The organism is Pseudaeromonas sharmana (assembly GCF_042649925.1).
Classification (GTDB): Bacteria; Pseudomonadota; Gammaproteobacteria; order Enterobacterales; family Aeromonadaceae; genus Pseudaeromonas; species Pseudaeromonas sharmana.
In genome coordinates this window covers 111,409-138,263 of the sequence record NZ_JBHSAF010000006.1, presented here as the reverse complement: position 1 = coordinate 138,263, position 26,855 = coordinate 111,409, and the positions used below count along the sequence as shown (strand labels likewise).

General features: G+C 55.0%; 29 protein-coding genes, 1 tRNA gene and 1 riboswitch. Of the genes, 3 read left to right on the top strand and 27 right to left on the bottom strand.

Annotation, left to right across the window (positions count from 1 at the left end; all coding sequences use genetic code 11):
* Positions 1-460: 460 nt before the first annotated feature.
* The 7 genes from ACFOSS_RS07115 to ACFOSS_RS07085 form a co-directional block, all read right to left on the bottom strand.
* On the bottom strand, positions 461-1,321 hold the full coding sequence (locus ACFOSS_RS07115) for a universal stress protein (protein WP_377151494.1): 861 nt from the start codon (positions 1,319-1,321) through the stop codon (positions 461-463).
* Positions 1,322-1,337: 16 nt separating this feature from the next.
* The gene (locus tag ACFOSS_RS07110) at positions 1,338-2,822 is read right to left on the bottom strand and encodes a SulP family inorganic anion transporter (RefSeq protein WP_377151493.1); all 1,485 of its coding nucleotides are present in this window, start codon (positions 2,820-2,822) and stop codon (positions 1,338-1,340) included.
* 468 nt (positions 2,823-3,290) lie between these two features.
* Complete coding sequence (locus ACFOSS_RS07105) at positions 3,291-4,529, bottom strand: tyrosine-type recombinase/integrase (RefSeq protein ID WP_377151492.1); 1,239 nt, start codon at positions 4,527-4,529, stop codon at positions 3,291-3,293.
* A gap of 487 nt (positions 4,530-5,016) precedes the next feature.
* Complete coding sequence (locus ACFOSS_RS07100; RefSeq protein ID WP_377151491.1) at positions 5,017-5,487, bottom strand: DUF2787 family protein; 471 nt, start codon at positions 5,485-5,487, stop codon at positions 5,017-5,019.
* The gene (locus ACFOSS_RS07095; protein WP_377151490.1) at positions 5,484-6,110 is read right to left on the bottom strand and encodes a hypothetical protein; all 627 of its coding nucleotides are present in this window, start codon (positions 6,108-6,110) and stop codon (positions 5,484-5,486) included. Before ACFOSS_RS07095 ends, ACFOSS_RS07100 begins: the two co-directional genes overlap by 4 nt.
* 22 nt (positions 6,111-6,132) lie before the next feature.
* The gene (locus tag ACFOSS_RS07090) at positions 6,133-6,435 is read right to left on the bottom strand and encodes a YkvA family protein (protein ID WP_377151489.1); all 303 of its coding nucleotides are present in this window, start codon (positions 6,433-6,435) and stop codon (positions 6,133-6,135) included.
* Positions 6,432-6,980: a hypothetical protein gene (locus tag ACFOSS_RS07085; protein ID WP_377151488.1), complete on the bottom strand. Its 549-nt coding sequence runs from the start codon at positions 6,978-6,980 to the stop codon at positions 6,432-6,434. The genes ACFOSS_RS07090 and ACFOSS_RS07085 overlap by 4 nt, the downstream gene beginning before the upstream one ends.
* Positions 6,981-7,304: 324 nt before the next feature.
* On the opposite strand from ACFOSS_RS07085, the gene ACFOSS_RS07080 reads away from it, so the two are divergent.
* The gene (locus ACFOSS_RS07080) at positions 7,305-7,703 is read left to right on the top strand and encodes a hypothetical protein (protein WP_377151487.1); all 399 of its coding nucleotides are present in this window, start codon (positions 7,305-7,307) and stop codon (positions 7,701-7,703) included.
* A 99-nt stretch (positions 7,704-7,802) separates the two neighbouring features.
* On the opposite strand, the gene ACFOSS_RS07075 is transcribed toward ACFOSS_RS07080, so the two are convergent.
* The 15 genes from ACFOSS_RS07075 to amrB all read right to left on the bottom strand — a co-directional run bounded on the left by ACFOSS_RS07075 (position 7,803) and on the right by amrB (position 21,145).
* Complete coding sequence (locus ACFOSS_RS07075; RefSeq protein WP_377151486.1) at positions 7,803-9,098, bottom strand: MFS transporter; 1,296 nt, start codon at positions 9,096-9,098, stop codon at positions 7,803-7,805.
* Positions 9,099-9,159: 61 nt separating this feature from the next.
* Positions 9,160-9,513: a hypothetical protein gene (locus tag ACFOSS_RS07070; RefSeq protein ID WP_377151485.1), complete on the bottom strand. Its 354-nt coding sequence runs from the start codon at positions 9,511-9,513 to the stop codon at positions 9,160-9,162.
* A complete protein-coding gene (locus ACFOSS_RS07065) occupies positions 9,510-10,853 on the bottom strand; it encodes a voltage-gated chloride channel family protein (RefSeq protein WP_377151483.1) in 1,344 nt (447 codons plus the stop codon). Before ACFOSS_RS07065 ends, ACFOSS_RS07070 begins: the two co-directional genes overlap by 4 nt.
* 85 nt (positions 10,854-10,938) lie before the next feature.
* Positions 10,939-11,010: riboswitch (Fluoride riboswitch) on the bottom strand.
* A 146-nt stretch (positions 11,011-11,156) separates the two neighbouring features.
* Complete coding sequence (locus ACFOSS_RS07060) at positions 11,157-12,155, bottom strand: GGGtGRT protein (RefSeq protein WP_377151482.1); 999 nt, start codon at positions 12,153-12,155, stop codon at positions 11,157-11,159.
* Between the two features lie 10 nt (positions 12,156-12,165).
* A complete protein-coding gene (locus ACFOSS_RS07055) occupies positions 12,166-12,858 on the bottom strand; it encodes an iron-sulfur cluster assembly scaffold protein (protein WP_377151481.1) in 693 nt (230 codons plus the stop codon).
* Between the two features lie 256 nt (positions 12,859-13,114).
* Entirely contained in the window at positions 13,115-13,435 is a 321-nt protein-coding gene (locus ACFOSS_RS07050; RefSeq protein ID WP_377151480.1) for a DUF190 domain-containing protein, read from the bottom strand.
* Between the two features lie 13 nt (positions 13,436-13,448).
* The gene (crcB, locus tag ACFOSS_RS07045; protein WP_377151479.1) at positions 13,449-13,832 is read right to left on the bottom strand and encodes a fluoride efflux transporter CrcB; all 384 of its coding nucleotides are present in this window, start codon (positions 13,830-13,832) and stop codon (positions 13,449-13,451) included.
* Between the two features lie 48 nt (positions 13,833-13,880).
* The gene (modC, locus tag ACFOSS_RS07040; RefSeq protein ID WP_377151477.1) at positions 13,881-14,960 is read right to left on the bottom strand and encodes a molybdenum ABC transporter ATP-binding protein; all 1,080 of its coding nucleotides are present in this window, start codon (positions 14,958-14,960) and stop codon (positions 13,881-13,883) included.
* Between the two features lie 2 nt (positions 14,961-14,962).
* The gene (gene modB, locus ACFOSS_RS07035) at positions 14,963-15,640 is read right to left on the bottom strand and encodes a molybdate ABC transporter permease subunit (RefSeq protein WP_377151476.1); all 678 of its coding nucleotides are present in this window, start codon (positions 15,638-15,640) and stop codon (positions 14,963-14,965) included.
* A gap of 18 nt (positions 15,641-15,658) precedes the next feature.
* Entirely contained in the window at positions 15,659-16,471 is an 813-nt protein-coding gene (locus ACFOSS_RS07030) for a sulfite exporter TauE/SafE family protein (RefSeq protein ID WP_377151474.1), read from the bottom strand.
* 9 nt (positions 16,472-16,480) lie between these two features.
* On the bottom strand, positions 16,481-17,257 hold the full coding sequence (gene modA / locus ACFOSS_RS07025; protein WP_377151473.1) for a molybdate ABC transporter substrate-binding protein: 777 nt from the start codon (positions 17,255-17,257) through the stop codon (positions 16,481-16,483).
* Between the two features lie 484 nt (positions 17,258-17,741).
* Positions 17,742-17,817: transfer RNA gene (locus ACFOSS_RS07020), tRNA-Phe, on the bottom strand.
* A 51-nt stretch (positions 17,818-17,868) separates the two neighbouring features.
* Positions 17,869-19,545 (bottom strand): YbaL family putative K(+) efflux transporter, encoded by a 1,677-nt coding sequence (gene ybaL, locus ACFOSS_RS07015; protein WP_377151471.1) that lies wholly within the window; start codon positions 19,543-19,545, stop codon positions 17,869-17,871.
* A 225-nt stretch (positions 19,546-19,770) separates the two neighbouring features.
* Positions 19,771-20,385: an AmmeMemoRadiSam system protein A gene (gene amrA / locus ACFOSS_RS07010; RefSeq protein ID WP_377151470.1), complete on the bottom strand. Its 615-nt coding sequence runs from the start codon at positions 20,383-20,385 to the stop codon at positions 19,771-19,773.
* On the bottom strand, positions 20,360-21,145 hold the full coding sequence (gene amrB / locus ACFOSS_RS07005) for an AmmeMemoRadiSam system protein B (RefSeq protein ID WP_377151469.1): 786 nt from the start codon (positions 21,143-21,145) through the stop codon (positions 20,360-20,362). The genes amrA and amrB overlap by 26 nt, the downstream gene beginning before the upstream one ends.
* A gap of 87 nt (positions 21,146-21,232) precedes the next feature.
* Between amrB and amrS the strand changes: the two genes are divergently transcribed.
* On the top strand, positions 21,233-22,303 hold the full coding sequence (gene amrS, locus ACFOSS_RS07000; protein WP_377151468.1) for an AmmeMemoRadiSam system radical SAM enzyme: 1,071 nt from the start codon (positions 21,233-21,235) through the stop codon (positions 22,301-22,303).
* A 76-nt stretch (positions 22,304-22,379) separates the two neighbouring features.
* Here the strand turns inward: amrS and eco are convergent, their stop codons facing one another.
* From eco to nadB, 5 genes are all read right to left on the bottom strand, one after another.
* Positions 22,380-22,853 carry a serine protease inhibitor ecotin gene (eco, locus tag ACFOSS_RS06995; protein WP_377151467.1) on the bottom strand — a complete coding sequence of 158 codons (474 nt, stop codon included), beginning with the start codon at positions 22,851-22,853 and terminating at the stop codon, positions 22,380-22,382.
* Between the two features lie 60 nt (positions 22,854-22,913).
* Positions 22,914-23,456 carry a hypothetical protein gene (locus ACFOSS_RS06990; RefSeq protein WP_377151466.1) on the bottom strand — a complete coding sequence of 181 codons (543 nt, stop codon included), beginning with the start codon at positions 23,454-23,456 and terminating at the stop codon, positions 22,914-22,916.
* A complete protein-coding gene (locus ACFOSS_RS06985) occupies positions 23,453-23,830 on the bottom strand; it encodes a hypothetical protein (RefSeq protein ID WP_377151465.1) in 378 nt (125 codons plus the stop codon). Before ACFOSS_RS06985 ends, ACFOSS_RS06990 begins: the two co-directional genes overlap by 4 nt.
* 98 nt (positions 23,831-23,928) lie before the next feature.
* Positions 23,929-24,339, bottom strand: coding sequence for an outer membrane protein assembly factor BamE domain-containing protein (bamE, locus tag ACFOSS_RS06980; RefSeq protein ID WP_377151464.1), 411 nt, complete (start codon positions 24,337-24,339; stop codon positions 23,929-23,931).
* A 124-nt stretch (positions 24,340-24,463) separates the two neighbouring features.
* On the bottom strand, positions 24,464-26,077 hold the full coding sequence (nadB, locus tag ACFOSS_RS06975; RefSeq protein WP_377151463.1) for an L-aspartate oxidase: 1,614 nt from the start codon (positions 26,075-26,077) through the stop codon (positions 24,464-24,466).
* 185 nt (positions 26,078-26,262) lie between these two features.
* Between nadB and rpoE the strand changes: the two genes are divergently transcribed.
* Positions 26,263-26,841, top strand: coding sequence for an RNA polymerase sigma factor RpoE (gene rpoE, locus ACFOSS_RS06970; protein ID WP_377151620.1), 579 nt, complete (start codon positions 26,263-26,265; stop codon positions 26,839-26,841).
* The last annotated feature ends 14 nt before the right edge of the window (positions 26,842-26,855 follow it).

Here is a 26,855-nt window from a genome sequence, read left to right as displayed (position 1 = left end):
TATCTCAGTTGTTCATTTCAAGAAACGTATTTTTTGAGATATGAGTGTCGTTCGGGATTGATTTGGAGGATTTTCTGATCTACCAACCCGTACCTCTGTAGGGAGGGGGATGTCTGCGATAGCGGGAAGTTTTTCGCAAAAGCCGTCATTGACGATGGGCTTTTGTTATCAGGGGAGGGGTTTTGTTATCAGCCGGTGAGAAGCGAGTGAGCAGGCCTGTTAGGCTGGTCAGGACAAGCTGTGGCTGTTTGTGAGGAGGACGAGTTAAAACCGGTTGTCGGGCAGCTAAACAGCGAGGATCGGTATCTCACTGTAGGGTGAGATACCGAGAGTGGTAGGGAGGGGTCTTAATTACTCGTGTCGATTCAGTGACATCCGGGGATGCATTTGAATTGGTCATTGATTGTGGATGTAACAAGGCCGCGACGGAGAGCCAAGTATTGTCACGGCCTTGTTATTCTTAGCGCAACACTAGTACCGGTATCGAGCTGTGATTCAATAGTCTAGTTGTATTACTTCCAACAAGAAATTGACGAAGTCTAGAATGCCCATAGGCACCCATGATTAGTAAGTCGATATGGCGCTTTTCGATATGGTTTTTCAATGCAGCTTCAACATCACCAGTCAGAATGTGTATTTCAACATCGATACCGGCAGCTTGCAGCATGGTTTGCGCACCAAATAACTGTTCTCTGGCTCCACCGACCATGACTAAGTCGCAGTCTAAACCGTGCAATAGAGGACTAAGCGTCAATCGAGAGAGAATATTTCGTGACGTTTCACTCCCATCATAAGCGACCATCACTCTGCTTGGCGCTTTAAAGTCAGCTTGAACGACCAGAATGGGGGTGTGCATCACTCGCACAACACTTTCCAACTGACTGCCAACCTGACTATGTGATTTTGTGCTCAGTTGCCCTTGCTTGCCCATAATAATGAGCCGAGTTTCTTGTTCTAAATCGGTTAGCGCATCGAGCAGATCCCCATGACGTTGCGAGATTTTAGGAACTATCGCGGTTGCAACTGGTTGATGAGCCATCACCAGTTGCTTGGCCAGGGAAAGCATATGTTTGCCTTGCTCTTGTGCCAGCTTGCTACGTTGCTGATCTAACTGAACTAATTCAGCAAGCAACTCTTCTCGGCTATCGATGCCAATACTGCCAGACCAGTCATCAGTTGCTATGGCAGAGGCGTTTTTCTCTAATACGTGCAGTAATTTCAATGGCGCATTTAAACGATCCGCAGTCCAAGCAGCCCATTGGCTGACCGCCATCGTGCAGTTAGATCCATCGATACAGGCAATAATCTGTTCTTTCATCATCTTAAATTCCTCTGGCTCAATGGCCGCCCATCAGTTTTTCAACTTCTTCGGGCTTATCGTGGATGCCGAAACGGTCGACAATGGTGGCGCTGGCCTCGTTCATGCCGATGAGCTCAACTTCGGCTCCTTCCCGACGGAACTTGATCACCACCCGATCCAACGCACTGACGGCGGTGATATCCCAAAAATGGGCATGACTCAGATCGATGACCACCTTCTCCAGCACTTCTTTGAAATTGAAGTGCTCGCTAAAGCGTTGGGAGGAGGCAAAGAAGACCTGGCCTTTGACCGTATAGCACCGGGTGGTACCCTCGGCGTCCAGCTCGCTGCTGACCAGCAGGAAATGGGCAATCTTGTTGGCAAAAAACATCGCCGCCAGCAGCACTCCGGCAAAGACGCCGAAGGCCAGATTATGAGTGAAAACCACGACAACGACCGTCGTTACCATCACGCAACTGGTTGATACCGGATGGGTTTTCAGATTGCGCAGCGACTGCCAAGAGAAGGTACCGATCGATACCATGATCATCACGGCCACCAGGGCCGCCATGGGGATCTGCGAGACCCAATCACTGAGGAATACCACCATCAGCAGCAACATGACGCCCGCTACCAGGGTCGACAGGCGGCCCCGGCCACCCGACTTGATGTTGATGACCGACTGGCCAATCATGGCGCAACCGGCCATGCCGCCGAATAACCCCGCAACCAGGTTGGCAATCCCCTGACCCTTGCACTCACGGTTCTTGTCGCTTGGGGTGTCCGTCAAATCATCCACTATGGTGGCAGTCATCATCGACTCCAGCAGACCCACCACGGCCAGACCCGCCGAGTAGGGCAGGATGATCATCAGGGTCTGCCAGGAGAGCGGTACCTCGGGCCACAGGAAGATTGGCAAGGTGTCCGGCAGCTCACCCATATCGCCGACAGTTCGAATATCCAGGCCAAACCCGATTGAGATGGCGGTCAGCAGCAAGATGCAGACTAACGGCGACGGGATGGTTTTATTGATCAAGGGGAAGAGGTAGATGATGGCCAATCCGGCGGCGGTCATGGCATAGACCACCCAGCTGACATTGGTCAGCTCGGGTAACTGCGCCATAAAAATCAGAATGGCGAGCGCGTTGACAAAGCCGGTTACCACGGAGCGGGAGACAAAGCGCATCAGGCTGCCCAGCTTGAGATACCCCGCCAGCAATTGGAATAATCCGGTGAGCAGGGTGGCGGCCAGCAAATATTGCAGGCCATGCTCTTTGACCAGGGTCACCATCAGCAACGCCATGGCGCCGGTTGCCGCCGAGATCATGCCTGGACGCCCACCGACTATGGCGGTCACCACCGCGATACAGAAGGAGGCATAGAGGCCCACTTTCGGATCTACTCCGGCGATGATGGAAAACGCGATGGCTTCGGGGATCAGTGCCAGCGCGACCACCAAGCCCGCGAGAATATCGCCTCGTTTGTTACCCAGCCAATCCTGGCGTGTGGATGCTAGTAGCATGAATTTCATCCTTTTTTAAATAGCGACGTCGACCCACTGACGATAAGAGCATCGTGGGGATAGTGTCAGTTCACAGGGTGTAGACATACAAAAACACAACGCCTGATCGAACAGACATTGATATGGTCGAACCGGGCGCAAGGGACCGATTCCAGGAGGGAGGTGCAGATTAAGGCGGCGTTACAGTCACAGGGGGATCATCATCCATCGGGTTACAAAACAGGGGCATGGTAAAGAAAAATGTGCGCCGCATCAAATAAAACCAAGCAGCTAGCTGCCATCACTACTTACGATCTGAGCTCAACTATCCCTTGGTCAAGCACATGCGATTAAGTGGTCAAACACAATGCAATTACATAGTCAAGAAAGAGCGATTACGCAGTTGGGGGCGGGCGTGCCTCGCAAAGATGATTCTGCGGGCTAGGCAATGATGTCGGTATCTCACCCAGCCGTGAGATACCGACGTTGCTAGCTGGCCTGCTCCCATTCGGCCTCTTCGGGTTGTGGCAGTTGCGGGGGCGGATTGTGGGTCAGTGCATCATGGATGCAGTTGGCTATCCGTTGGCTGGTCTGTTGCATCCGAGTGTCATGCAAGTGGGCATAACGCAGGGAGGTTTGACTGCTCCTATGCCCGAGCTGGGACTGCACATCAAACAAGGTGCCGCCGTTGGAGACAATCAAGGCGGCGACCGAGTGACGGCAGGTGTGCAGGCAGACGCCTTCTTTATCAATACCAGCCCGAGCCAGCATTTTCTGAAAACCCTTGGTGGGGTTTTGCAGGGGTTTACCTTTTCGATGGCCGGGAAACAGGTAGGGGTTTCCGGGGCGAACGGGCAAGTAGTTGAGCAAGTCCACCGCCATATGGTTCAGATGCAATATCCGGCTGTGACCGTTCTTGGTGTGGGGAATGTATAGGGTCTTCTCCTCCTTGTTGTAGTGTTGCCATTTAGCCTCGGCCAGTTCGGCTCGGCGTAAACCGGTGAGCAACAGCATCTTCACGTACTGGCCGGTATAGAAACTTTGATGTTGGTCAGCCGCTCGGAACAAACGACGGATTTCATCCGGGGTGAAGTAGCGCTCCCGTCGATTGTTCTCCCTAAGCAGGGTCACCAAGATGGCTGGATTCTCTTTGATGAGTCCGGCACGAAATGCCCAGGTCATGATGGCCTTGAGCAGTGACAGCACCCTGTTGGCCGTGGCGGTGGTGAGTCGCTTCAATAACATCTGCTGCATGTTCTGGATTCGGGTGACGGTGATTTCCTCTAGCAGTAGGTTGCCGAACAGGGGCCGCAGGTGGATGCGAAAGCGTTGTTCGTCGGTCTTCCAGCTCCGGTTACGCATCTGGAGATAAGGCAGATAGTCCTCTTGAAACAGATGACTCAGGGTCTTCTGATTACGCTTATCTTCCTTGGCTTGTTGTGGGTCTACACCCTCGGCAATCTTACGTTTGTAATCCAGCGCCAGCTTGCGAGCGGTGCTGACATCGATGGCTGGGTAGTGTCCCAGAGCAATCGCCCGTTTACGGCCATGCATCTGATATCGCAGCAGGAACTTGCGACGGCCTTCGCCCTTGCCGACCAGACAGCGCAAACCGGTGACTTCGATATCGGAATACTCCGCCTCGGTGCTTCTGGCATCCTCTGGATTTGGTGGTAACTCGGCTATGCGCCGGTTAGTGAATTTAAAACGAGTCGGTGAATCGTTCATCGTACCCTCCGCATAGGCTTGGTAAGTGTTGGAGATAACAGCCAAACACGGGAACGAGGAGGTCTAATCCTTGTTCCTGGCTTGGCTGTCGAGGTGGTCGTTGCTCATCGCGCCTTGGCCTGCATGGCTTGGCACGACGGCAACGCGCAAACAGTGGCAGGTGACATGGCTGCTCCGGTCGATATCCGGTGCGCTCCCGTAAAAAACCGACCGCGCCCCGTGACTGCCCCGCAAAAATGGGGAGTTACGGGGCAGGTTTTCCCCTTGGAGTGATTGGGCTTTTCCATTTCAACCCCGTGAACCCGCGAAATTTGCGGGAATAGTGGGTGGGATATTGATGTGACCGGGTTGCCCCGCAAATTGAGATTGCGCCCCGTGTCCGCCCCGCACGAACGGGGGGTAACGGGGCCGGTTTTTCCCTTGGAGTGATTGGGCTTTTCCATCTCAACCCCGTGAACCCGTGAAATTTGCGGGAATAACAGGGGGATTATTCACACGAGAGGGTTAGGGTGTAGACGCCCAGTGACAGGTAACTCAGGAAGTTGCTCTCCCACAGCGCATAGAACTCATGCAGCTCAGACAGCGGCACGACATGAACATGCGCAACCAACCCTTCCTGGCTTGAGAAATCAAAGTCCACCTCCTTGGCCAGCTCCGCATAATCCCCCATGCCGACATAGGAGAAGTCCGTCATATAGACCAAGGACCATAGATTTCCTCGGCGTTGCAGACGGATTTCCACCGGATGAAAACCACCACTCTCCGGGCCATAGCTCGGGTCACGAAAGTTCATCGTCACAGCACGAGCTTGCTGCCATGTGGGCTTGTGGGTGTTCAGTAGGTCAGTCAGACATACCGCGAACTTTGATGAAACCGGCAGGGGCAACCCCTGCCAGCTCAGTGCTATGTCACGGTTATTGATTGGGCCTTGGTGATGGATTGGGTCACGGTGATTCATTGGTGAGTCTCCTCACTGGCCGCCGTGTTACCGGTTTCGGTTTCAGAATCGGCCCCGCTCTCATCCATCTTGTCTGACAAACTGGCCTCGTTATTGGTTGTTTCCAAAAACGAGGGCTCATCGCATGGTTCGTTACCTGTGGCACTGTCCGGGGTCTCTTGTCCCTTCTGGCCCTTGGCCTTTCCCTTGCGAGTCGGTTTATCCATAGACACCGGTTCACCCAGCTGAGTTAACCAGTCGCTCAATGACAACCCAATCCGATGGAAGGGGGAGTTAGGCTCGGCAGCAAGCAACAGCTTCTCAGCTCGTAGAACGGCAGCCAGAAAACCGTGGTTGTTGGCACTGCCACGAACAAACAACGCCTTGAGGGCTACCGATTTAAAGGGCGCATCCTTGAGCAAATCCAACAGCGCCAGAATGTCATCCAGAGATAACCAGTGCTTGCTGAACAGGCCGCCCGTGTCGTTGGCAGTAATGCGCAGGGCATAACGCCCCTCGTCGTTCTTACCGACCTCGTAGTGCAAAAGACCATTGGCCCGAGCGCTCATCTTCGGAGCCTTGGCCGATTTAATAACAGTCCAGACCGGAGCAGCCGCCGCTGCCGGTTGAGTGGCTTTAGTCATGATGATTTTCCTTGTGAATGGATTACTTGAAGAAGTCAGCCGCTTTGCTGCGATGACCTTGATGGATGTGACTGCCTAGCGAGGCAATGGCACCGCTGATTACCCCTAAGTCATCGGTGAGACCGACACCGGGCAGAAAGTCCGGTATCGCATCGACCGGGCACAACAGGTAGGCGAGGGCGCTGACCACAATCGTCTTGACCCACATCGGCGTTTGCTCGTCGGTCATCAACAGGTAAAGCAGGACAGCCTGCTCAACCAGTAACTTCATGCCCTTGATATGCTTGAGCTTGGAGAGCAACGAGGAGCGGTTGATATCAGTCATGCGGCCCACTCCCCATCCCATTCAGACTCCAGCGCCAGGCTCACCACACCGTCACTGATATCCACGACCGGACCGGAATCGCGACCGGTAACGTGCAACAGCTTGAACACCGGATGAGCCTTGTCATTCAACACCGACTGCGAGCCGTCCAGAGCAATCCAGCTCTCCGGTAACGGCAACCAGTACACCGCCTGCTCGGCGCTGTCGGTGGTAAAGCTGCTGGCTCCCATGTTCCAGACCTCTTCAAACACCCCGGACTCGACATCATGAGTGGCCTGACCGGAGAACGAGGCAATGGACAACACCAACTGCCCTATCTGAGAGGAGGGGAGTTGGTGCAAGGCATAGACATTGGTGTGGTTAAACACGGCAACCAGTACCGGTAAACCGGGCATGGGCAGTGACTCCGGTACATAACGACCGTAGATGCGAATGGCTTTGACCAGTTGATGATGACGCAGCAAAGCCCGAGACAGAGTATCAAGATAATCCTGCGTCGCCGTTTTGCCTTCACCAATTGCATCAAATAATGATAATTCAGACATATATATATTCTCCTTGGTTTCCCATGCCGAAATGGTCATGGGTTATCAAGTGATTTATATATATTTATCTTGTCTGATATTCCGGTGATTAGTTTAGTGTGAGCGTTTTATTCTGCATTTCTCGTTAATTAAATAAACCAACCTACGCGCGCGAGGGTTATTTAAATCATGGAAATATTTGTTTAAAGGTGTTTACTTTGAATAATTCATTGGCGTATATTTCAATTCAACGGCAACAACAAGAGGAGCTGAGTTGATAGGGATAAAGAATTGATAACTGATTAGGCATAGGAGCACATTTAACCTAACTAATAAGGAGTGCATATGTCGAATTTATTCAGCTTAATCAAAAATTCAATTCATGATTTCTATCAGGCCAACGAACTTGTGAGTCTTAAATATCGTGAACAAATAGATTTGCGTCAGTTTGACGACAAGATAAACGACGCATTGATGTTTGTTTTCGGCGAAGATTTTGAACATGTCCACATCGGCCCAGGATTCTACGCGTACAAACTCAATGGACGATTGGCAACGCGCCAGGAGAAGGCCCGGTTAGGTCGGTTGATTGTACGGCGGATCCCTGAGCTCATCCCGGCCATCAAGAGCTATCCCCTCAGCGAACCGGAACAGCTGCGATCCTGCCGTAAACTGTTCCAGAGCGTGAAGGCCAAGAAGCGATTGACTGAGATTGAGGCGCTGATCGCGGCACTGTATAGATGATGTTAACCCCCTAGCCTTAACGGGCTAGGGATTTATTCTTTGGGTAATCGCTCTTACTTGATCATGTCTCTAGTGCCGACTACAGCAAACAGTTGAACGTTAATTTTTTAGCCGAACTAGGGATGGTCTTAGCACCAAGAGTAGGCATGCTGCGGTTATGGCGCATCCGGTTGAAAAGCTGAACGCGACCGCTGGCGAATAGCTCTGATACAACCAGCCAAAGATTAATGACGCGGGCAATAACATCACCCCACACACCAGATTGAACCAACCAAAAGCCATTCCTCGGGTTTCCTTGGGCGCGATATCCGCAACTAATGCCTTCTCCACCCCTTCAGTGGCAGCCATGAACAGGCCATACAGGGCAAAGAGTACGAATAGTGCAACACCATCGGTCTGAATAAACCCCAAAGACAAATAGACGAAGCCGTATGCTAAGTACCCGCACGTCAACATACCGATACGGCCATATTTATCCGACAAGGCGGACAATGGTGTTGAGAATAGAGTGGCAACGGCAGATACCGCCGCCCAAAGAAGTGGAATATGGGCTTGAGTGACACCAAGCTCCTGAGCTCGCATCAACAAAAACATGTTGGAAGAGTTACCCAGCGTAAATAGTGCGACGATGGCCAGGTAATAACGATACGCCCTCGGCAGAGCCGCAATCCGCCATGACCAGTTAATCTTTGAAGGCGACGGTGCGATGGGCGGCTCTTTGATTTGACTTGCCAGCCACAGACACAGCATCGCAGGAAGAAATGCCAACAGGAAAATGCTCTTGAGCGATAAACCGGCCCCTAGCAGCAATGCCGCTACTAACGGCCCGATAACAGCTCCGGCGTTATCCATCGCCCGGTGTAATCCGAAAGCAAGCCCCCGTTGTTCACTCTTCACGGCATTCGCCAGTAAGGCGTCTCTCGGCGAGGCTCTAAGCCCTTTGCCAACGCGATCGGCAAAGCGGATCACCAACAACCAAGGCCAACTACCAATAAAAGCAATCAGAGGACGCACCAGGCCCGCCATACCATATCCCCACAAGAGCCAGGGTTTGGCCTTCTGCGTCCGGTCGTAGAGCAGACCCGAGCCGAGCTTTAACAAGCTGGCCGTTGCCTCAGCTATCCCTTCAATCAAGCCCAGCGACTTTGGCCCCGCCATCAGAACCGAGGTGAGGTAGAGAGGGATGAGGGGATAAAGCATGTCACTGGCACTGTCGTTGATCAGGCTGATGGCACCAATGAGCCACACTGTCCTTGGTAATTGTTGGAGCATTCCTAAAAAGTTCATCTGTTCATCCTTGATGTCAATTTGGCTGCGTCTTTTATCTGGTGTTACTAGGGGCCTGGAACAGGTTGTGGTCAGTTGGCATCGAAGGAAGCTCAGATCATCCACCACGATGTATTCCCAATCAAAAAGCAAACTCCGCTCACCTGTTTGTCGGCCCCCAATGAAACGGCTAATCTCCCGATATCGATTCCAATAGCTCACAACGATGCAAGACCACGCGAACTTGCTTTAGCTCTTCAGCATGTTGCTGGATAAAATCCCGCAGTTTGTGCTCGATGTCGATGAGCTCAATACAACTTGGATGGTGAGGAGCGCTCACCTCGGGGGTGCGAACACTGAGTTTATTCCCCGGCAAATATCCAGCATGAACGCTGTGATGCAGCACTTGCTGAATACCGGCTCGATGGGCCGACTTGAGCAAAAAGTGTCCCAGAGATGGCGGCAGCAAGCGATGCCAGAACTTGGATCGGCGGGCATGTGCCGCATGTGGGAAATAGAGGCGGACAGCAGCTAACTTATTCATTTGGAGACTCTCTGGGAAATCACAAGATAATGAGCAGAGAAGGCTCGCTCCTTTCGATAGTCAGGGATGTCCGCCAGCTTGATATTCTCAGGCATCGGGACGTGCTTGGGCGAGCCGACTCGCTGTGAACGGTAAATGCTGGCATATCCCGAGAAGAGATAGCTAACGACACAGGCGATCCCGGCATAGACCCCCATCTCTGCACCGAAGAGCTCGACGGCCATGAACGTAGATGCCAGGGGCGTATTGGCCGCGCCTGCAAAAACAGCCACAAAACCGACGCCTGCCAGCAGCGGAAAGGGCATATTCAGGATTGGAGCCAGAGCATTACCCAATGTGGCCCCAATGTAAAAGAGTGGTGTGACTTCTCCACCCTTGAAACCACTAGCTAACGAACTCACCGTAAAACCCAGCTTGGCGATGAAATCATAAGAGGGGAGCGGCTGACGGAACGTATCCACAATGGTAGGAATGCCTAGGCCCAGGTACTTGTCCCCACCGCAAAACCAGACCAGAGATACGATGACCAAGCCGCCTAGCAATGGACGTAATGGCGCGAAGGGCACCACTTGCTTGAATATTTTGCCCAAGCCATGGGTCAAAATAGAGAACAGTTTTCCGGTCAGGCCGAAGATGGCTCCAGCGATTAGCATGGCGCAGATCCCCCAAATCGATACTTCTGGAACAGAAGGGATGAAGTAGTGGGTGTGCTGGATCCCCCACCACAACCCAACCTGATCGGCCACAATCGAGGCGACAAAGCAGGCCAGGATGGCATCATATCGCATCCGTCCTATCGCCAGGACCTCCAGCCCGAAGACGGCCCCGGCCAGCGGGGTACCAAACACCGAAGAAAAACCGGCGCTGATCCCTGCCATCAACAAGACGCGTCGCGCATCGCGGGAGAGCCCGAATACGCGTGTCAGTTGATCGGCCAAAGCGCCGCCCATCTGCACGGCGGTTCCTTCACGCCCCACCGAAGCCCCAAACAGATGAGAGACTACGGTCGCCCCTAGTACCAAAGGAGCCATGCGTAGCGGAATGACTTTCTTGGGATCATGGATTTCGTCGATCAACAGGTTGTTACCGGCTTCGACCTGTTGACCAACCTTCAGGTAGATCCAGCCCACCCCAAAACCAGCCAGGGGTAACAACCAGATCAGCTCGCGATGACCAAGACGGGTCTGGGTTGCCCACTCCAAGGCAAAGAGAAACAGAGCGGATGCCGAACCGGCGAGGATAGCGACTAGCGTCGAGAGAATGAGCCACTTGGCCAAGTAAGGAAGCAGCTCGATACCGGGTAACGCATCAAGCTGTCTATAGCGATGTTTATGCTTCATATCAGTCCATGGAATGAAAAATTCATTGCCCTGAACGAAATAGAAAGCATGCGGATGCAACTACACCTTCCTATCAAGTTCAGGAATTGATGTAGGCATCATCAGCCTTCAATTAAGGCGGTTTCTGAAACGGAGGAATGCCATCTCCGCGGAAGATGTTACCACAATCACATTTTTTGAGAAGCCCACGTCGCCATGACCATATGTAGCGATTAGTCGAGTACTCCAGACGACGCTGGGGAGAGAAGGGCGAAATGAGGAAGGCGGACACCCACCCAGACCAAGGTGGGTGTCCGGTAGCCGTCACTTCAGTGCTTGCTCGACAGCCACGGCCACAGCCACCGAAGCGCCAACCATGGGGTTATTCCCCATTCCGATCAGCCCCATCATCTCCACATGGGCAGGCACCGAGGAGGAACCGGCAAACTGGGCATCGGAGTGCATACGCCCCATGGTGTCGGTCATGCCATAGGAGGCTGGTCCCGCTCCCATGTTGTCAGGGTGTAAGGTTCGTCCTGTTCCGCCACCCGACGCAACCGAGAAAAATTTTTCGCCCGCCAACAATCGCTCTTTCTTATAGACCCCCATGACCGGATGCTGGAAGCGGGTCGGATTGGTTGAGTTGCCGGTGATGGCTACATCAACTCGCTCCTGATGCATGATGGCGACCCCTTCACGCACGTCATCCGCGCCATAGCAGCGCACAGCGGCGCGCTCGCCAGCGGAGTAGGCTTTCTCCCTGACGATGGCTAGCTTACCCGTGGCATAGTCAAACCGGGTCTCGACATAGGTGAAGCCATTGACCCGCGAGATGATCAATGCGGCATCCTTGCCCAGCCCGTTCAGAATAACTCGTAATGGTTGGTTGCGCGCATTGTTGGCCGAGCGGGCCAGCCCTATGGCACCTTCGGCGGCAGCAAAGGACTCGTGTCCGGCACAGAAGGCAAAGCAACCGGTCTCTTCACGCAGCAACATCGAGGCCAAATTCCCATGACCAACCCCGACCTGTCGATCATCAGCCACCGAGCCGGGAATGCAGAACGATTGCAGCCCCTCACCGAGGGTGATAGCCACATCGGCGGCCTTGGTCTGCTCTCGCTTGATAGCCACCGCAGCACCGACCAAATAGGCCCAACCGGCATTTTCAAACGCAATCGGCTGGATGGACTTGACGATCTTTCGCACATCCACCTCACGCGCCAGACACAACTGCTCGGCCTCTTCCAGCGAGGCAATGCCATTGGCCGCAAGAAACGAGGAGATCTGGGCGATCCGTCTTTCATATCCTTCAAACAAAGCCATGGACGACTCCTTATTCCTTGCGTGGGTTGATGACTTTGACCGCTTCGGCAAAGCGGCCATAGGTTCCGGTTGCCTTGGTCAGTGCCTCCTGGGCATCCATCCCCTTGGCGATCTGATCCATCATCACCCCCAACTGGACGAACTGGTATCCGATGATCTCGTTGTCGCTATCCAATGCCAGCTTGGTGACATAACCCTCGGCCATCTCCAGATAGCGAGCGCCTTTGGCGCTGGTACCATACATAGTTCCTGTCACGCTACGCAACCCTTTGCCCAGATCCTCCAGACCCGCGCCGATGGGGAGCCCGCCTTCGGAAAAGGCCGTCTGACTACGGCCATAGACGATTTGCAAAAAGAGCTCACGCATGGCGACATTAATAGCATCACAGACCAGATCGGTATTCAGTGCTTCCAGAATGGTCTTGCCCGGCAGGATTTCCGCCGCCATGGCTGCCGAATGGGTCATCCCAGTACAACCGATGGTTTCAACCAGCGCCTCTTGAATGATCCCCTGCTTCACATTAAGTGTCAGCTTGCAGGCGCCCTGCTGCGGTGCGCACCAGCCCACGCCGTGAGTCAGGCCGGAGACATCGCTGACCTCCTTGACCTTAATCCATTGCCCCTCTTGCGGTATGGGGGCCGGGCCGTGGTTGGGGCCCTTGGCCACCACACACATCTGCTCGATTTCATGTGTCTGAATCATGTGTCCAGCTTCCTTCGTGTTGGTCGAACCCTGAACCTAGCAGAAAAACCACATAAAAAATCTGGATATGCATCACACATTCAAACCGTTCACCACCGCCGGTTGAGATGAAGCCTAGGACTCAGTCTGGATGACAAATCTTCCATTCTTGCGTGAAAATTCGGTTGGTTGGTTAGCGTGAAGAACAGGTTGTCACCATGTACTGCGGGGAATGAAAGAGGATCCGTTTTGGATGAGGAATGCTATTGCAACGAACTTAGATGCGCTCGCTGACCATTCCAAACTCAATAGGTGTCAGCGTATAAAAAACATCAATATTATTATTTTTCAACATGTTGAATATGGATTCTGCTTCGTCTGGTGTGACGGCCAGAGTCACTTCTAATGGTTGGTCACTCAGTTCAAAAAAATGAATCGAATGCAATTTGTGATCGTGACCAAACCCTTCACTGGCGGCAAACATGGTGGCACCTCTAACGCCGAGATTCCTGGCGGCCTCGATAATCCACTGAGCGACAGACTGACCATGCACTCGACGATCTTGTTGGGTAAAAAAAGACAGTTTGTATCCCTGCATGTAGCACCTCCTATCACATTCGATGAAAAAGAGAGACGGTTGCTATACCAAGTAATGTCATGGCGAGAGAGCCTAAAACATGTGCAGATACCGATGCACAGACCCAAAGCCATCGGCCTTGTTGTAATAAGGAACTCACTTCAGCCGAGAAAGTAGAAAACGTCGTCAGTCCTCCCAGAAAACCGGTAATGATCAGCAGTCGCCACACCATATCAGTATTAGGATTAAGAGCGAAAAACGAAAGGGCTATACCGATAAGATAGCACCCCAATAAATTGGCTATCAGGGTGCCGGGCGGTATTGTGGGGAAGAGCGCATTTAGTGCCAGCCCAAGCAGCCATCTTAACACTGCTCCACAAGATGCACCGATGCTGATCATGAGGACAGAATTAGCCATATAGCCGCCATAAACAATGAGCCTCAGTGCATCATATCCTGACTGAAATCACTCAACCAGTGCCACTGATTTGACTTGTAACCATACCTGTTTACCACTGGTGATCTGTAGTTCATGAGCTGCTCGAGTCGTTAGCCTGGCAATCAAAATCGCCGTTCCCACACAGACCCTCACCAAGGTTAACCCCGGATGTTCATCAATCTGGATGCTATCGACTATGCCATGGAAATGATTCTGGATACTGGTATCGTGCTGTTGCTGTAACGAGATACTGACATCTCGGGCTAGAACCCGTATCCGGGCCTTGTGACCCACAGGATGACCAATATCTTTTGCCCACAGCGATCCGCCAGGAAATGCCACTTGCATCAGTGACCACGTCTGATCCCGTTGGCTGATTTCTCCTTCCAGCACAACCCCAGCCTCTTCACCAAGCCGGATGGGTAAATCAATCCGCGACAGGGTCTCAACCAATGGTCCTTGCGCCAAAGCCCGTCCATCTGCCATGACGACGATATGATCCGCTAACCGGGCAACTTCATCGGGTGAGTGGCTGACATACAGGATGGGAATTTTCAATTCACCATGGAGATTTTCCAGATAGGGTAGGATCTCCTGCTTACGCGCCAAGTCCAGCGCTGCCAACGGTTCATCCATTAACAATAACCGGGGATTCACCGCCAAGGCCCGAGCAATACCGACCCGCTGTTTTTCTCCGCCCGAGAGTTCACCGGGTTTACGTTGCAACAAATGTTCAATACCCAGCAAGCCAATCGCTTGCTCCAAACTGGCTATCTTCCCCTGTTGGCTTCTGGCTTGCCCATATTTCAGGTTCTTCAGTACGCTCAAATGCGGAAATAAATTGGCATCCTGAAAGACATACCCTATCGGACGCTTATGCGATGGCAGGTAAGTGTTCTCGTCTTGCCAGACCTCACCCTTGAATTGACACATCCCCAGAGGGAGGGAACCCAATCCAGCCAGACAGCGCAGCAGGGTGGTTTTCCCCGAGCCGGAGTGACCAAATAGGGCTGTCACGCCAACGCCGGGCAATTGCAAATCGACATTCAATGAAAACCCGGACCATGACTTGGCAAACCGGGCATAAATCATTGCGTTTGTACCCATGATTACCTCCGAGGTTTCTCAGAACGTCCCAGGTGCAGACCCAGTAGGACAAGAAAGGAAAACACCAACATGACGGCCGCCAGACGATGGGCATCGGCATATTCCATGGCTTCGACATGGTCATAAATTTGTACTGATGCAACCCGAGTGACGCCCGGCAAGTTGCCGCCGATCATCAGCACTACACCAAATTCACCAATCGTGTGGGCGAAGGTCAGAATGCTGGCGGTGATAAACCCTGGAAATGCCAATGGTATCGCTATGGTAAAGAAGCGATCCAGCGGTGAGGCTCGCAACGTCGCCGCCGCCTCAAGAGGTCCATCACCGATCGCTTCAAATGCGTTCTGTATCGGTTGAACCATGAACGGTAGTGAATAGAACACGGAGGCAAACACCAATCCGGCAAAAGTAAACGGCAGAGGACCAATTCCGAACTCCGCCAGCAGTTGTCCGACAATGCCCTGCGGCCCCATCGCCAATAGCAAATAAAAACCCAAGACTGACGGTGGCAGCACCAGAGGTAAGGACACCACGGCTCCGATAGGCCTCTTGAGCCAACAAGCCGTTCTGGCTAACCACCACGCCAGTGGCGTTGCCAGTATCAGCAAAATCAGGGTGACAAGAGCAGCCAGCTTTAACGTCAGCAAGATGGCTTGCCAGTCGTTCTCTGTTAATGACATAAGGATCCCTCGCGTGAACTAATGGGCATGGCTGAAAACTTTGTACGCCGAGAGCAGCAGGATGCCGCCTAGGCCAATCATCAGTGCATGGGCTGGAACTATCCCCAATATCTGCGACCCCAATGCACTACCTGCTATCGAACCCACTACCATGGCCCACAACAAGCCACGCTCTTGACTCAGAACGGTAAAGGCGCTGGCTTGGCGATAACGCAAGAAGCCAACGATCATGGTCGGCAGACTGACCGCCAGCGAAACACTACCCGCCAGCTTGATATCCAGCCCGAATAAGAGAACTCCGGTCGGGATCAGCAACTCGCCTCCCGCCACCCCCAAAACGGCGGCAACAGCACCAATCCCCAACCCCGCAACCACACCTGCTAACCGGAGTAGCCAAGGGTTATCCAGCAGGGGTTGCCCCACGGTCCTAAGGGGGAAAAAGGCTTCACTCAACATCAACACCGCCAAAGTCAGGAGTAGCAGCAAGATGATCCGGTTCAGCCATCGAGCCGAGAGGCGCTGCATATAACCTGCTGCCCACCAAGCACCGATCAGGCTGCCAGCAAGCAAGTTGAAGACCACAGCAGACGCTGACCACAGTGTGGAAAACTGGATAGCATGACTACGAAACAGCATGGCACTGCTGACCACCACCAGACTGATGGCCTTATTCAGGATCACCGCTTCCAGCGTCGGGACACCAAACGCCCCAACCAGCACCGGCAAACGAAATTCTGCACCACCAAGGCCAATCAGGCCGCCTAGAGAACCGATCAAAGAACTACTGAAGAAGGCACCGCTGTTGCGGTGCCGGATCATACGCCATGCCATAGCGTCTCCTTATTTAGCCAACTGCTCGCCGGGTAGTACAAAGCCATATCGCACCATGGTGGTCCGACTGGCGGGGCTCTGCATATAATCCGCGAAGGTTTTGGCAAGGGGATTGTCTTTGCCATGGTTGGTAATCACAAACGCTTGATTCAATGGTTCATGCAGCGAATCAGGAAGCAACTGGTAAAAACCCAACTGGCTCATCTTCGGGCTCATGGCCAGAGAAAGCGCCAGTAGCCCCACTTGGGCATTGCCGGTCTGCACGAACTGAGCGGTTTGGACTATGTCTTCACCCAGTACCAGTTTGCTCTCCATCTTGTCCCAGACGCCCGATGCCTTCAGCGCCTCTTCTGCACGTTTGCCATAGGGCGCATGCTTCGGATTGGCAATGGCAATTTTTTTGATGTCAGACGCCAGCAGATCCTGCATGGTCATCGTCTTGACCTTGGGATCGGTACTCCATAACACCAAACGACCTACTGCGTATGGTATGGGCTCTGGTTGAGCAAACCCCTTGGCAATCAGCTCCTTGGGGAACTTAATATCGGCAGAGAAAAACATATCGTAGGGAGCGCCCTGTTGGATCTGGGTAAAGGACTTACCTGACGAACCAAAAACGACTTCAACCTTGTCGCCGGGATGACACTGATTAAAAGCGGCAGCAATCTCTGCCATGGCAAACTTCATATCAGCCGCAGCGGCGACCGTAAGTGTTCCAGCGCTTGCAGAAGATATAGACACAACAGCAAAGCACAAGAGTAAAGCAAGACGACGAGCAATAGACATGGGAACTCTCCTTGTACCAAATAGAACAAAATTGTTGGGGTCATGACCTGGATCTGTCTACAAGTAGCGATTGTTGCAACAAGTGGCGTTATATAGATCCGGCTACAAGGCGCATTTCAAGATTTGGGCCAGAAACAGATGATAGCCAACTGGATAGGTAGGCTAATAGTGAGTGCTTGAGCGAAGGGAGAATCGTAGGCGGATAGGCGTCGTGGTAACGCAATATGTTTAAGTGCATAACGGAGAGGCCGATGAAGAGATCCCATTCCCGATCTATTCTGTTGGCGGCCATTGCCCATATTCAAAAATCACGGAGTTTGGCTGGAAGGGCGCAGAAGTGCTGAAATTCATTTTCTTTTATCATGATCTGAATTGATGAATACGGATTTTCAGTCCGGTGCTCTAGGCCGACCGGAAGGTGCCAGATTTCGACCAGACGCGCATAGCAAAAAGGCCCTGCATTGCTGCAAGGCCTTGTGCTGTATGGTGCCCGGACTCGGAATCGAACCAAGGACACGCGGATTTTCAATCCGCTGCTCTACCGACTGAGCTATCCGGGCAAGGACGCGCATTAGACCTGTCGGCGCGTCACTTGTCAACGTCAATCTGCATCAATGTGTTGCGCCAGGGGATGTTGCCGGCTGGCCACGCCTGTGGTCGGGGAGCTGGCTGACGAGGCGGTTGGCTACTTCATCGGCACCATTGACCACCGATGTCGCGCCTTGCTTGAGGAGCCATTCCACCTCGTCACCAAAGTAGGCACAGGCGAGGATGGTACGCTCAGGCGCCAGCATGCGCTGGTGGGCAATGATCTCGCCGGCCTCGAAGCTGTTCGGAATGGCGACGATCAGCACACAGGCCTCCTCGATGCCGGCTGCACTCAGGGTGTCTGGCAACACAGCGTTGCCATGCATCACCTCGAATCCCTGTTCGCGCAGACGCTCGGTCTGTCCCGGATCGCTTTCGACAATCACCAGCGGTACGCGAGCCGAACGCAGTTGTTCGGCGATGCGGCTGCCGATGCGGCCGCCCCCTACCAATACCACTTTATCGGCGGGCACACTCTGACGTGGTGGTGTGTCGCCCTCTTCGCTGATGCGCTTGGCCGCCTCGAGGCGGTCGATCAGATTGAACAGGAACGGGTTAACCAGAATTGACAGGATCGCCCCCGCCAACACTATGTCCCGGGCTTCGTTGGGCAGCAGGCCGAGGGTGATGCCGAGCCCCAGCAGAATGAACGAGAATTCGCCGATCTGTGCCAGGCTGGCCGAGATGGTCAATGCAGTATGGCGATCATGCCCGAACAACCGCACAATGCCGTAGGCTGCCAGCGACTTGCCAAACAGTATGATGATGACGCTGGCCAGCACCGCCAGTGGTGCCGTCAGCAGGATCGCCGGGTTGAACAGCATGCCGACCGAGACAAAAAACAGCACCGCGAACGCGTCCCGCAGCGGCAGCGAGTCATTGGCGGCCTTGTGACTGAGTTCGGAGCCGTTGAGCACTATGCCTGCAAAGAAGGCGCCCAGTGCAAACGAGACATCAAACAGTTCGACGGCACCGAAGGCGATACCGAGGGCGATCGCCAGTACGGCCAGGGTGAACAATTCGCGCGAGCCGGTGGCGGCACTGCGTGCCAGCAGCCATGGAATGAAGCGGCGGCCGAAGACCACCATCAGGGTGATAAAGGTGGCGACCTTGCCGAGGGTCCAAGCCACTTCGCTGAGCAAGTGCCCCCAACTGGCGCCTTGACCATCCTCACTGGACAAATTAGCCAGCAGTGGCAGCAATACCAGTGCCAGAACCATCACCAGATCTTCGACGATCAACCAGCCAACGGCGATCTTGCCCTCCGGACTGTCAACCATGTTACGGGCCTCGAGTGCCCGCAGCAGCACGACGGTGCTGGCGACAGAGAGTGAGAGACCGAACAGGGTTGCCGCCAGGGGAGACCAGCCCAGGAGTGTCGCCAGCAGGGCGCCGAGCAGGGTCGCGATGGCGATCTGGACTATGGCGCCGGGTACGGCGATGCGTTTGACGGCCATCAGGTCGCGCAGCGAGAAGTGCAGGCCAACACCAAACATCAGCAGTATGACGCCCAGTTCAGCCAGCTCCGGCGCGATATCGGCATCGGCAACATAGCCAGGCGTAAAGGGGCCGACCAGGACACCGGCCAGCAGGTAGCCGACCATGGGAGAGAGTTTCAAGCGGTGAGCGAGCATGCCGAAGACAAACGCCATCAGCAGTGAACCCACCAGGGTGGTAATCAAGGGGAGAGAGTGTTCCATGCGTCACCTCGTCAGGTAGCCGATTCGCATCGGTTCGGTGGCGAAAGCACAGGCGACGGCCTGTAGAGCAAACCGGGGTTTGCGATCCCTTCTGCACTGAAATGGCAGCAGAACCGCTCCGATCCTGGCTCCGAGTATAACGGTCTGAACCTAACTGTCAGTTAAATAATCGGCCAAATATCGTTTTTTCCGAAACCGTGTCGGGCAGGCCGGGGCTGGCTTGCATCAAGGCTGCAGGCGGGAGGGCTGTTCACTCACCTCGGTGGCTGAATAGCGCCAGGCCTGCAGCTTTTCAGGCCAGGTGCCTGCTGGCCAGCCGCCTTTGCGCAACAGCTGGTTGATGAACTCCGGGCGGCCGGGAAGCTCATGCCAGACCGCCGGCAAGAAGGTGGCCTTATGGCCGGGGCTTATCAACCACAGACCGTCCACCCCAGGCGTCAAGGCCGCGGTCAATTCCTGGCGCGAGCCGGCCGGCAGCGGGGCGAGCGGGCCGAGTAACGACAGGCTCAACGTGCACTGTGGTAATTCGCTTTGTCTCAGGGGTGGGAAGCGCGGATCCTCGAATGCGGCAGCACGGGCGTAGCGGATCAGACTGCTGGCCAACGGGCCAGTCGGCTCAAGGCAGCCGATACAACCGCGCAGTTCGCCATGCAGGTGCAGGGTGACAAAGCAGGCGAGCGGTTGCTCGCCTCCGGGGATGTCGTGGACCAGCGCGTCGAGCTGTGCCTGCAACTGGGGTTGCCAATGGCTGGCAATCGCCTGGCGGGCCAGCCGCAGCAGTGTTTGCCGGACGTCGTCACTCAGGGCCTGGATATCAAGCGTAGAAGGCGAGGCTGGCATAACCGACTACCCGAATTTTGTCGCCATTCATATCCCCCGAATTGTACTGCCCTAACAGCCGTGGCCGCCAACCCTGTCGCGCCGCCAGCAGCAGCGCGGCATTCAAGGCGGTGCTGCCACAGGCCTGTTCTGGTTGCAGTGTTGCCTCCAGTGCCATGATTTGTGACAGGGTCACCGTGTCCTGCGCCTTGGCTTCCTGATAACTGAGGTAATGACTGAGATCGCTGCTGACGATCAACAGGGTCGAGCGCTGTTGTAGCAGAGGGTTCAACAACATCTTCAGTCGCTTGGGGGCTATGTTGCCGACGACGATTGGCAGCAGCGTGAAGTGCTGCAACCGGTGCTGCAGCATGGGTAACAGGACTTCGATGGCATGTTCTTGCTGATGGGGATGATCGTGGCGATGGACCTCGGGTTTCCCGGCGAGGGCCGACAGCAGAAGCGGATCCAGCGGTATGTCGCCAAGAGGCGTTGCAAAGCCCTGGCATGCCTCTGATGGCAGGGCGATCCCCGCAAACGACATCCGGTGTGCCGGACAAAGCACTATGATGCGTTTGTGCAGGCTGGCATCAAGCTGGCAGACCCCCAACGCGGCGAGATCGCCGGAATAGATATAACCCGCATGCGGCAGGATCAGCATGCGTGGCGGGGTAAACTCCAGTGCCGGATGCTGCATGTGTTGCTGTAGCCAATGACTCAAGGTCTCGGCATCGCCTGGATAGAATTGCCCCGCCACTGCAGGGGCGCGAGTCTGCGTCATGCGGGCTCCCGTGGTGAGTCGGTCATCGCCGCTCATAGGCTCATGGTCTGCGTGCTCTAGAATTATAGAGTGTTCAGGAGGTTGGCGATGACAACAGCTGCAATCTGTGAGAGTCGTTATGCTCGGCAACTGGCGGACGGGCGAGTGGAGTGTACCCTGTGCCCCCGCTATTGCCACCTGCGTGACGGGAAACGCGGCGTCTGCTATGTACGCCAGGCGTTGGGTGGCCGGATGGTGTTGGCTGCGTATGGGCGCACCAGTGGTCTGTGTATCGATCCGATCGAGAAAAAACCGCTGTTTCACTTTTATCCGGGCTCGTCGGTACTCTCATTCGGCACGGCGGGCTGCAATTTAACCTGTAAATTTTGCCAAAATTGGCAGATCAGCAAGTCTCGCCAGGCGCATACCCTGTCCGTGGCGGTGACGCCGGACGAGCTGGCACAGCTGGCGCTGCGTTATGGTTGCCGGAGTGTGGCCTTCACCTATAACGACCCGGTGATTTATCTTGAATATGCCAGCGCGGTAGCGCAGGCCTGCCACGCCAGGGCGATTGCGACTGTGGCGGTGACTGCCGGCTATATCAATCCCGAACCTGCGACTGAGTTGTTTGCCGACATGGATGCGGCCAATGTTGATCTCAAGGGCTTCACTGACGCGTTCTATCATCAACTCTGTGGTGGCCAGTTGGCGCCGGTGCTGGAGACGTTGCGTTACCTGTATCATGAAACCGACACCTGGTTGGAGATCACGACCCTGCTGATCCCGGGGCTGAATGATGATGAGCAGCAGCTCAGGGCTATGTGTGAATGGATCGGGAGCGAGCTGGGGTCCGAGGTGCCGTTGCACTTCACCGCATTCCACCCGGACTATCATTTGCTGGATCGGCCGGCGACCCCGTTGGCCACGCTGGTTAACGCTCGGCAGTTAGCCCGGCAGTGTGGATTGCAACACGTCTATATTGGCAACCGATCGGATCTGGAAGGCGAAGGCACCTGCTGCGCGGCCTGCGGACACCGGCTGATCTCGCGCGATGGCTATCGATTGACGGGGTGGCAGTTGCAGGCGGGTGCCTGTCCTGTCTGTCATCAGCCGCTGGCCGGTCGTTTCGCCGCAGAGCCTGGTGACTGGGGGGCGCGGCGTCTGCTGATTCGCCGCTGAACGATGGACGCTGGTTATGCAAGCGGGAGGGGGCTGTCTCGCCACGCGCAGAAAGGGGCATGGCGAGACTGGGGCGTTATTCTGCACTGGCGTTCAGGACTTCCCCCGGTTGCCAGATGCGGTACTGGATGGTGACATCCTTGGGAGCGTAGAGCACAACGGGCAGGCGACTGTTGTAGCGTAGCAGGAAGCCTTCGCCATAGACGGGTACTTGCGCCTGGTGTTTGTCGTTGTTCGGGCAGGCCATCATGGTGCTCACCGGGCCTTTAACTTCACTCAACGTATAGTAGCTGTAGCCCCATCCCTTGACGGTGTCTTCAACCAGATCGCCCGTCAGACGCTGGCGATTGCAATCTACTTCCAGCGGCTTGCTAATCAGAATTTCGACCTTGCGTTCCTGCTCATTATCCAGGGCCGGCAGTCGAATGACGTTGCGTTGTTGTTGTTCCGTCGCGGGGGGGAACATCTTCACGTCCTTGTTACTGGCTGCGGACAGGGGGGGGGCCGCCAGGCTCGCCAACAGGGTGCAAAACAGTACAGATGATTTCATGTTCGACTCCAGACAGAGGAATAGATATAGCAAGATCACATAACAGGGTTAAACCGAACCTTAACTGCTGTTCGGTTCTGCGGTGAGCAACCACAGGCTGCGATTCTCTTCCTGTAACAACAAATGCTCAGGGGTGAGCAGTGTCAGACGGCGGCTGCGATTGAAATTGCCTAGCCAAAGCTGCTGCAGCATATCGCCCTGATTCTCTAGCAGCCCGCGGGCTATGGTATCCAGCGGCAGGGCACTGTAGTGATGGGATTGCAGCACCAGATAGCCGTCGCTGATCTGCCATTCGCCTTGAATGGTGATGCGCAGGTGGCTGCTGTGCGAGCCATCCGCCAGCAGCAGCTCGGTATCGAACTGGGCATCGTGGTTGCTGAGCAGTTGCAGTCGCCCCTGTTCATCCCATTGGCTGACAGGTCGTGCCAGCAGCAAGCTGGCCAACGGCGAGTGATCATAGGCGTGACGATGGTAAAGCCAGCTCTTGCCCGCCAGGCGATAAGCCAGTGCCGCGTCGGAGTGCGACCAGAGTGCCAGCGCGCCAGCAAGCAGATTAAGCAGTAGCAGCAGCGTCAAAGTGGCGCCGTGGGTCAAGGATTTCATCGGCATAATTCCGGCAAGCCTTTGGCCAGTACCAGCGTGCGGTTATCTTCCTTGCCTAGCCAGACCAGGGTGGCACCGCGCTCGCGTTCTGCCAGAATCATCCGTGCGGCGGCGGCCAGATTGTGTCGCTCCGCCCACGTACTCAGGCAGGACTGTTCTGATTGGGTCAGCGGCGTTGGCGATTCCCCCCAGCGCACGGCGCGGGGTAGTTGAGACAGTGGCGGGGCTGATAGCCAAGGATGCAGAGCCAGTCCACAGGTTACCGGTAGAGCCGCAAGCAATAACCAGAACGCCAGCTTGCGCCAGCGTGGTGAGGCGAATGCCTGCTGTTGCAGCAGCGCATCGAGTTCGGCAGGTTCCAGCAGGTCGGACATGGACCACTCCAGAGGCGGGAGATGATCTCACTATGACGCAGCCAAACGGCGCTGTCATCCGGGGGATGACGGACCCGTGAGCCGGGTCCGCCAGAACATCAGTTGGTCAGGGTTCCGTCGACCACATCGTAGGATTTGACGCTGTTACCGTCAAAGTGCAGCGCAACGATCTTCTGTACCTTACTGGTGTCGGCACCCAAGGCGCTGGCCAGTTGCATGGCGGCACCGGCGTTGGCATTCAGGCTGTTGGCATCATATTTCCAAATTTCATTGCCATTCTCGGTGGCAATCACTTTCGGCTCGCCAAGTTGCTTCTTCACTTCTTCCTTGGTTGCACCTTCCTTGACCTTGGACTTCACCAGCTCAAGCACGGCATCCTGCGTGGAAGTTTCGCCGCCGGTTGCGCTGTCGAGCGCGGTCGCGGTCTTGGCAACAGAGTCCAACAAACCAGCGTGGGCATTCGCCGTGAAGGCCAGCAGCAGGGCCGCAGCAAGTGTGATCTTCTTCATTATCAGTAATATCCCTGTATTGGATTGCATAGTCGTAACGTGCACAAAGGCACCGGCGCAATCTAGCGAAAAGGGCGAAAGGCGTCAAATGTATCAGGCCCCTGATGCATCAGAGGCCTGCGCTTTAGTAGTTGTCCGGGATCAGGATCGTCGGATGGGGATTGGGTTGCTGGTCGGGGTAATCGAGGTTGTAGTGTAGCCCGCGCGACTCTTTGCGGCTGATGGCCGAGTTGACGATCAAATCGGCGACCTGCAGCAGGTTCCGCAACTCCAACAGGTTATTGGATACCCGGAAGTGGGCGTAATACTCCTGCACCTCTTGCTTGAGCAATTCAATGCGCCGCTTGGCACGAGCCAGGCGTTTGTCGGTGCGCACTATGCCGACATAGTCCCACATAAACAGTCGCAATTCGTGCCAGTTGTGCTGGATCACCACCTCTTCATCGGAGTCGCTGACCTGGCTTTCATCCCAGTGCGGCAGTGATGGCGGTTCGCTGCTGATCGGCAGGTGATTGCGAATATCCTCGGCGGCGGCATGGGCAAAAACGATGCATTCGAGCAGCGAATTCGAGGCCATGCGATTAGCACCGTGCAGGCCGGTGTAGGTGACCTCGCCGATGGCATAGAGCCCTGGCACATCCGTCTGGCCATGATGATCGATCATGACACCGCCGCAGGTGTAATGGGCGGCCGGGACCACGGGGATCGACTGGCGGGTAATGTCGATGCCGATCTTCTGGCAACGTTCATAGATGGTCGGGAAGTGCTTGACGATGAATTCCGCCGGCTTGTGGCTGATATCCAGGTACATGCAGTCGACACCCAAGCGCTTCATCTCGTAGTCGATGGCGCGGGCGACGATATCACGCGGCGCCAATTCGGCGCGCGGATCAAAGTCGGCCATGAAGCGGCTGCCATCGGGACGCCGCAGGTAGGCTCCTTCACCACGCAGCGCTTCGGTTAGCAGAAAATTGCGGTCCTCAGGATGAAACAGTGTGGTGGGATGGAATTGGTTGAACTCCATGTTGGCCACACGGCAACCAGCGCGCCAGGCCATGGCGATGCCGTCGCCCGAGCTGACATCCGGGTTGGAGGTATATTGATAGACTTTCGATGCGCCGCCGGTCGCCAGGGCAACAAAGCGCGCGCGCACCGTTTCCACCTCTTCACGATTGCGGTTCCAGACATAGGCGCCCAGCACGCGGTTACCGGGAAGGCCGAGCTTGCGCGTGGTGATGAGATCAACGGCGTTGAAACGCTCCATCAGCTGAATATTCGGATGGGCGCGCACCTGATCAACCAGGGTGATTTGTACGGTTTTGCCGGTGGCATCCGCCGAGTGGAAGATCCGCCTGTGACTGTGCCCGCCCTCGCGCGTCAGATGATAGGTCGGTTGGCCATCTTCGGAGCCCGATTCCTCCTGATCGAAGGGCACGCCTTGTTGAATCAGCCATTCAATGGCACTTTTGGCATGACGGGCGGTGAACTCGACGGTCGTCCGGTCGCACAGTCCGGCGCCGGCGTTCAGGGTGTCGCTGACGTGGGATTCGATACTGTCCTTTTCATCGAAAACGGCAGCGATGCCTCCTTGGGCATAATAGGTGGCCCCCTCGCTCAAGGGTCCCTTGCTCAATACCATCACTCTGGCGTGGTCAGCTAGACGCAATGCCAGGGAGAGGCCGGCGGCACCACTGCCAATGACGAGAACATCACAACTGTATTCAACGTTCTGTTTCATAAGTATCATTGGCCTGGGTGTGGAAAGGGTCCATGTTAGCCCAATTCGGACTACTGATGCAGTCCAGATCACGCTTTTTTGCTTCAGTGCGAACTTTTATAAGAACAGGCTGTCTGATTATTTGCGCTTATTTCGAGCCGATGAACCAGGCAGATGACAAGGAATAGCCGGCTCCAATGAGCGACGTGAATGACCAGAATATCGATCTGCAGCTGATAGCGCGGGTGCAGCGAGGTGATAAGCAGGCCTTTAATCTGCTGGTACAGAAGTATCAGCACAAGGTGATCTCCCTCGTTTCCCGTTTTGTCAGCAACCCAGGGGATGTGCCCGATGTGGCGCAGGAGGCCTTTATCAAGGCTTACCGTGCGCTGCCGGATTTCCGCGGGGAGAGTGCGTTCTATACCTGGCTGTACCGGATTGCGGTCAATACCGCCAAGAATTATCTGACTGCACAAGGGCGTCGTCCTCCGGACAGCGACGTTGACAGTCAGGAGGCCGAAACCTATGACGGCGCGCAGGCGCTGCATGAGGTCGAGAATCCGGAGAATCTGATCCTGTCGGATGAGATTCGCCGGGAGGTTGAGTTGGCATTGCAGGAGCTCCCGGAGGAGTTGCGCAGTGCCATTACCCTTCGCGAGATCGAAGGGATGAGCTACGAAGAGATTGCTGAAGTGATGGAGTGCCCGGTCGGGACAGTGCGTTCACGGATTTTCCGAGCGCGGGACGCCATCGATAAACGAATACAGCCCTTGTTGCAACGCTAATGGGGATGACAGCT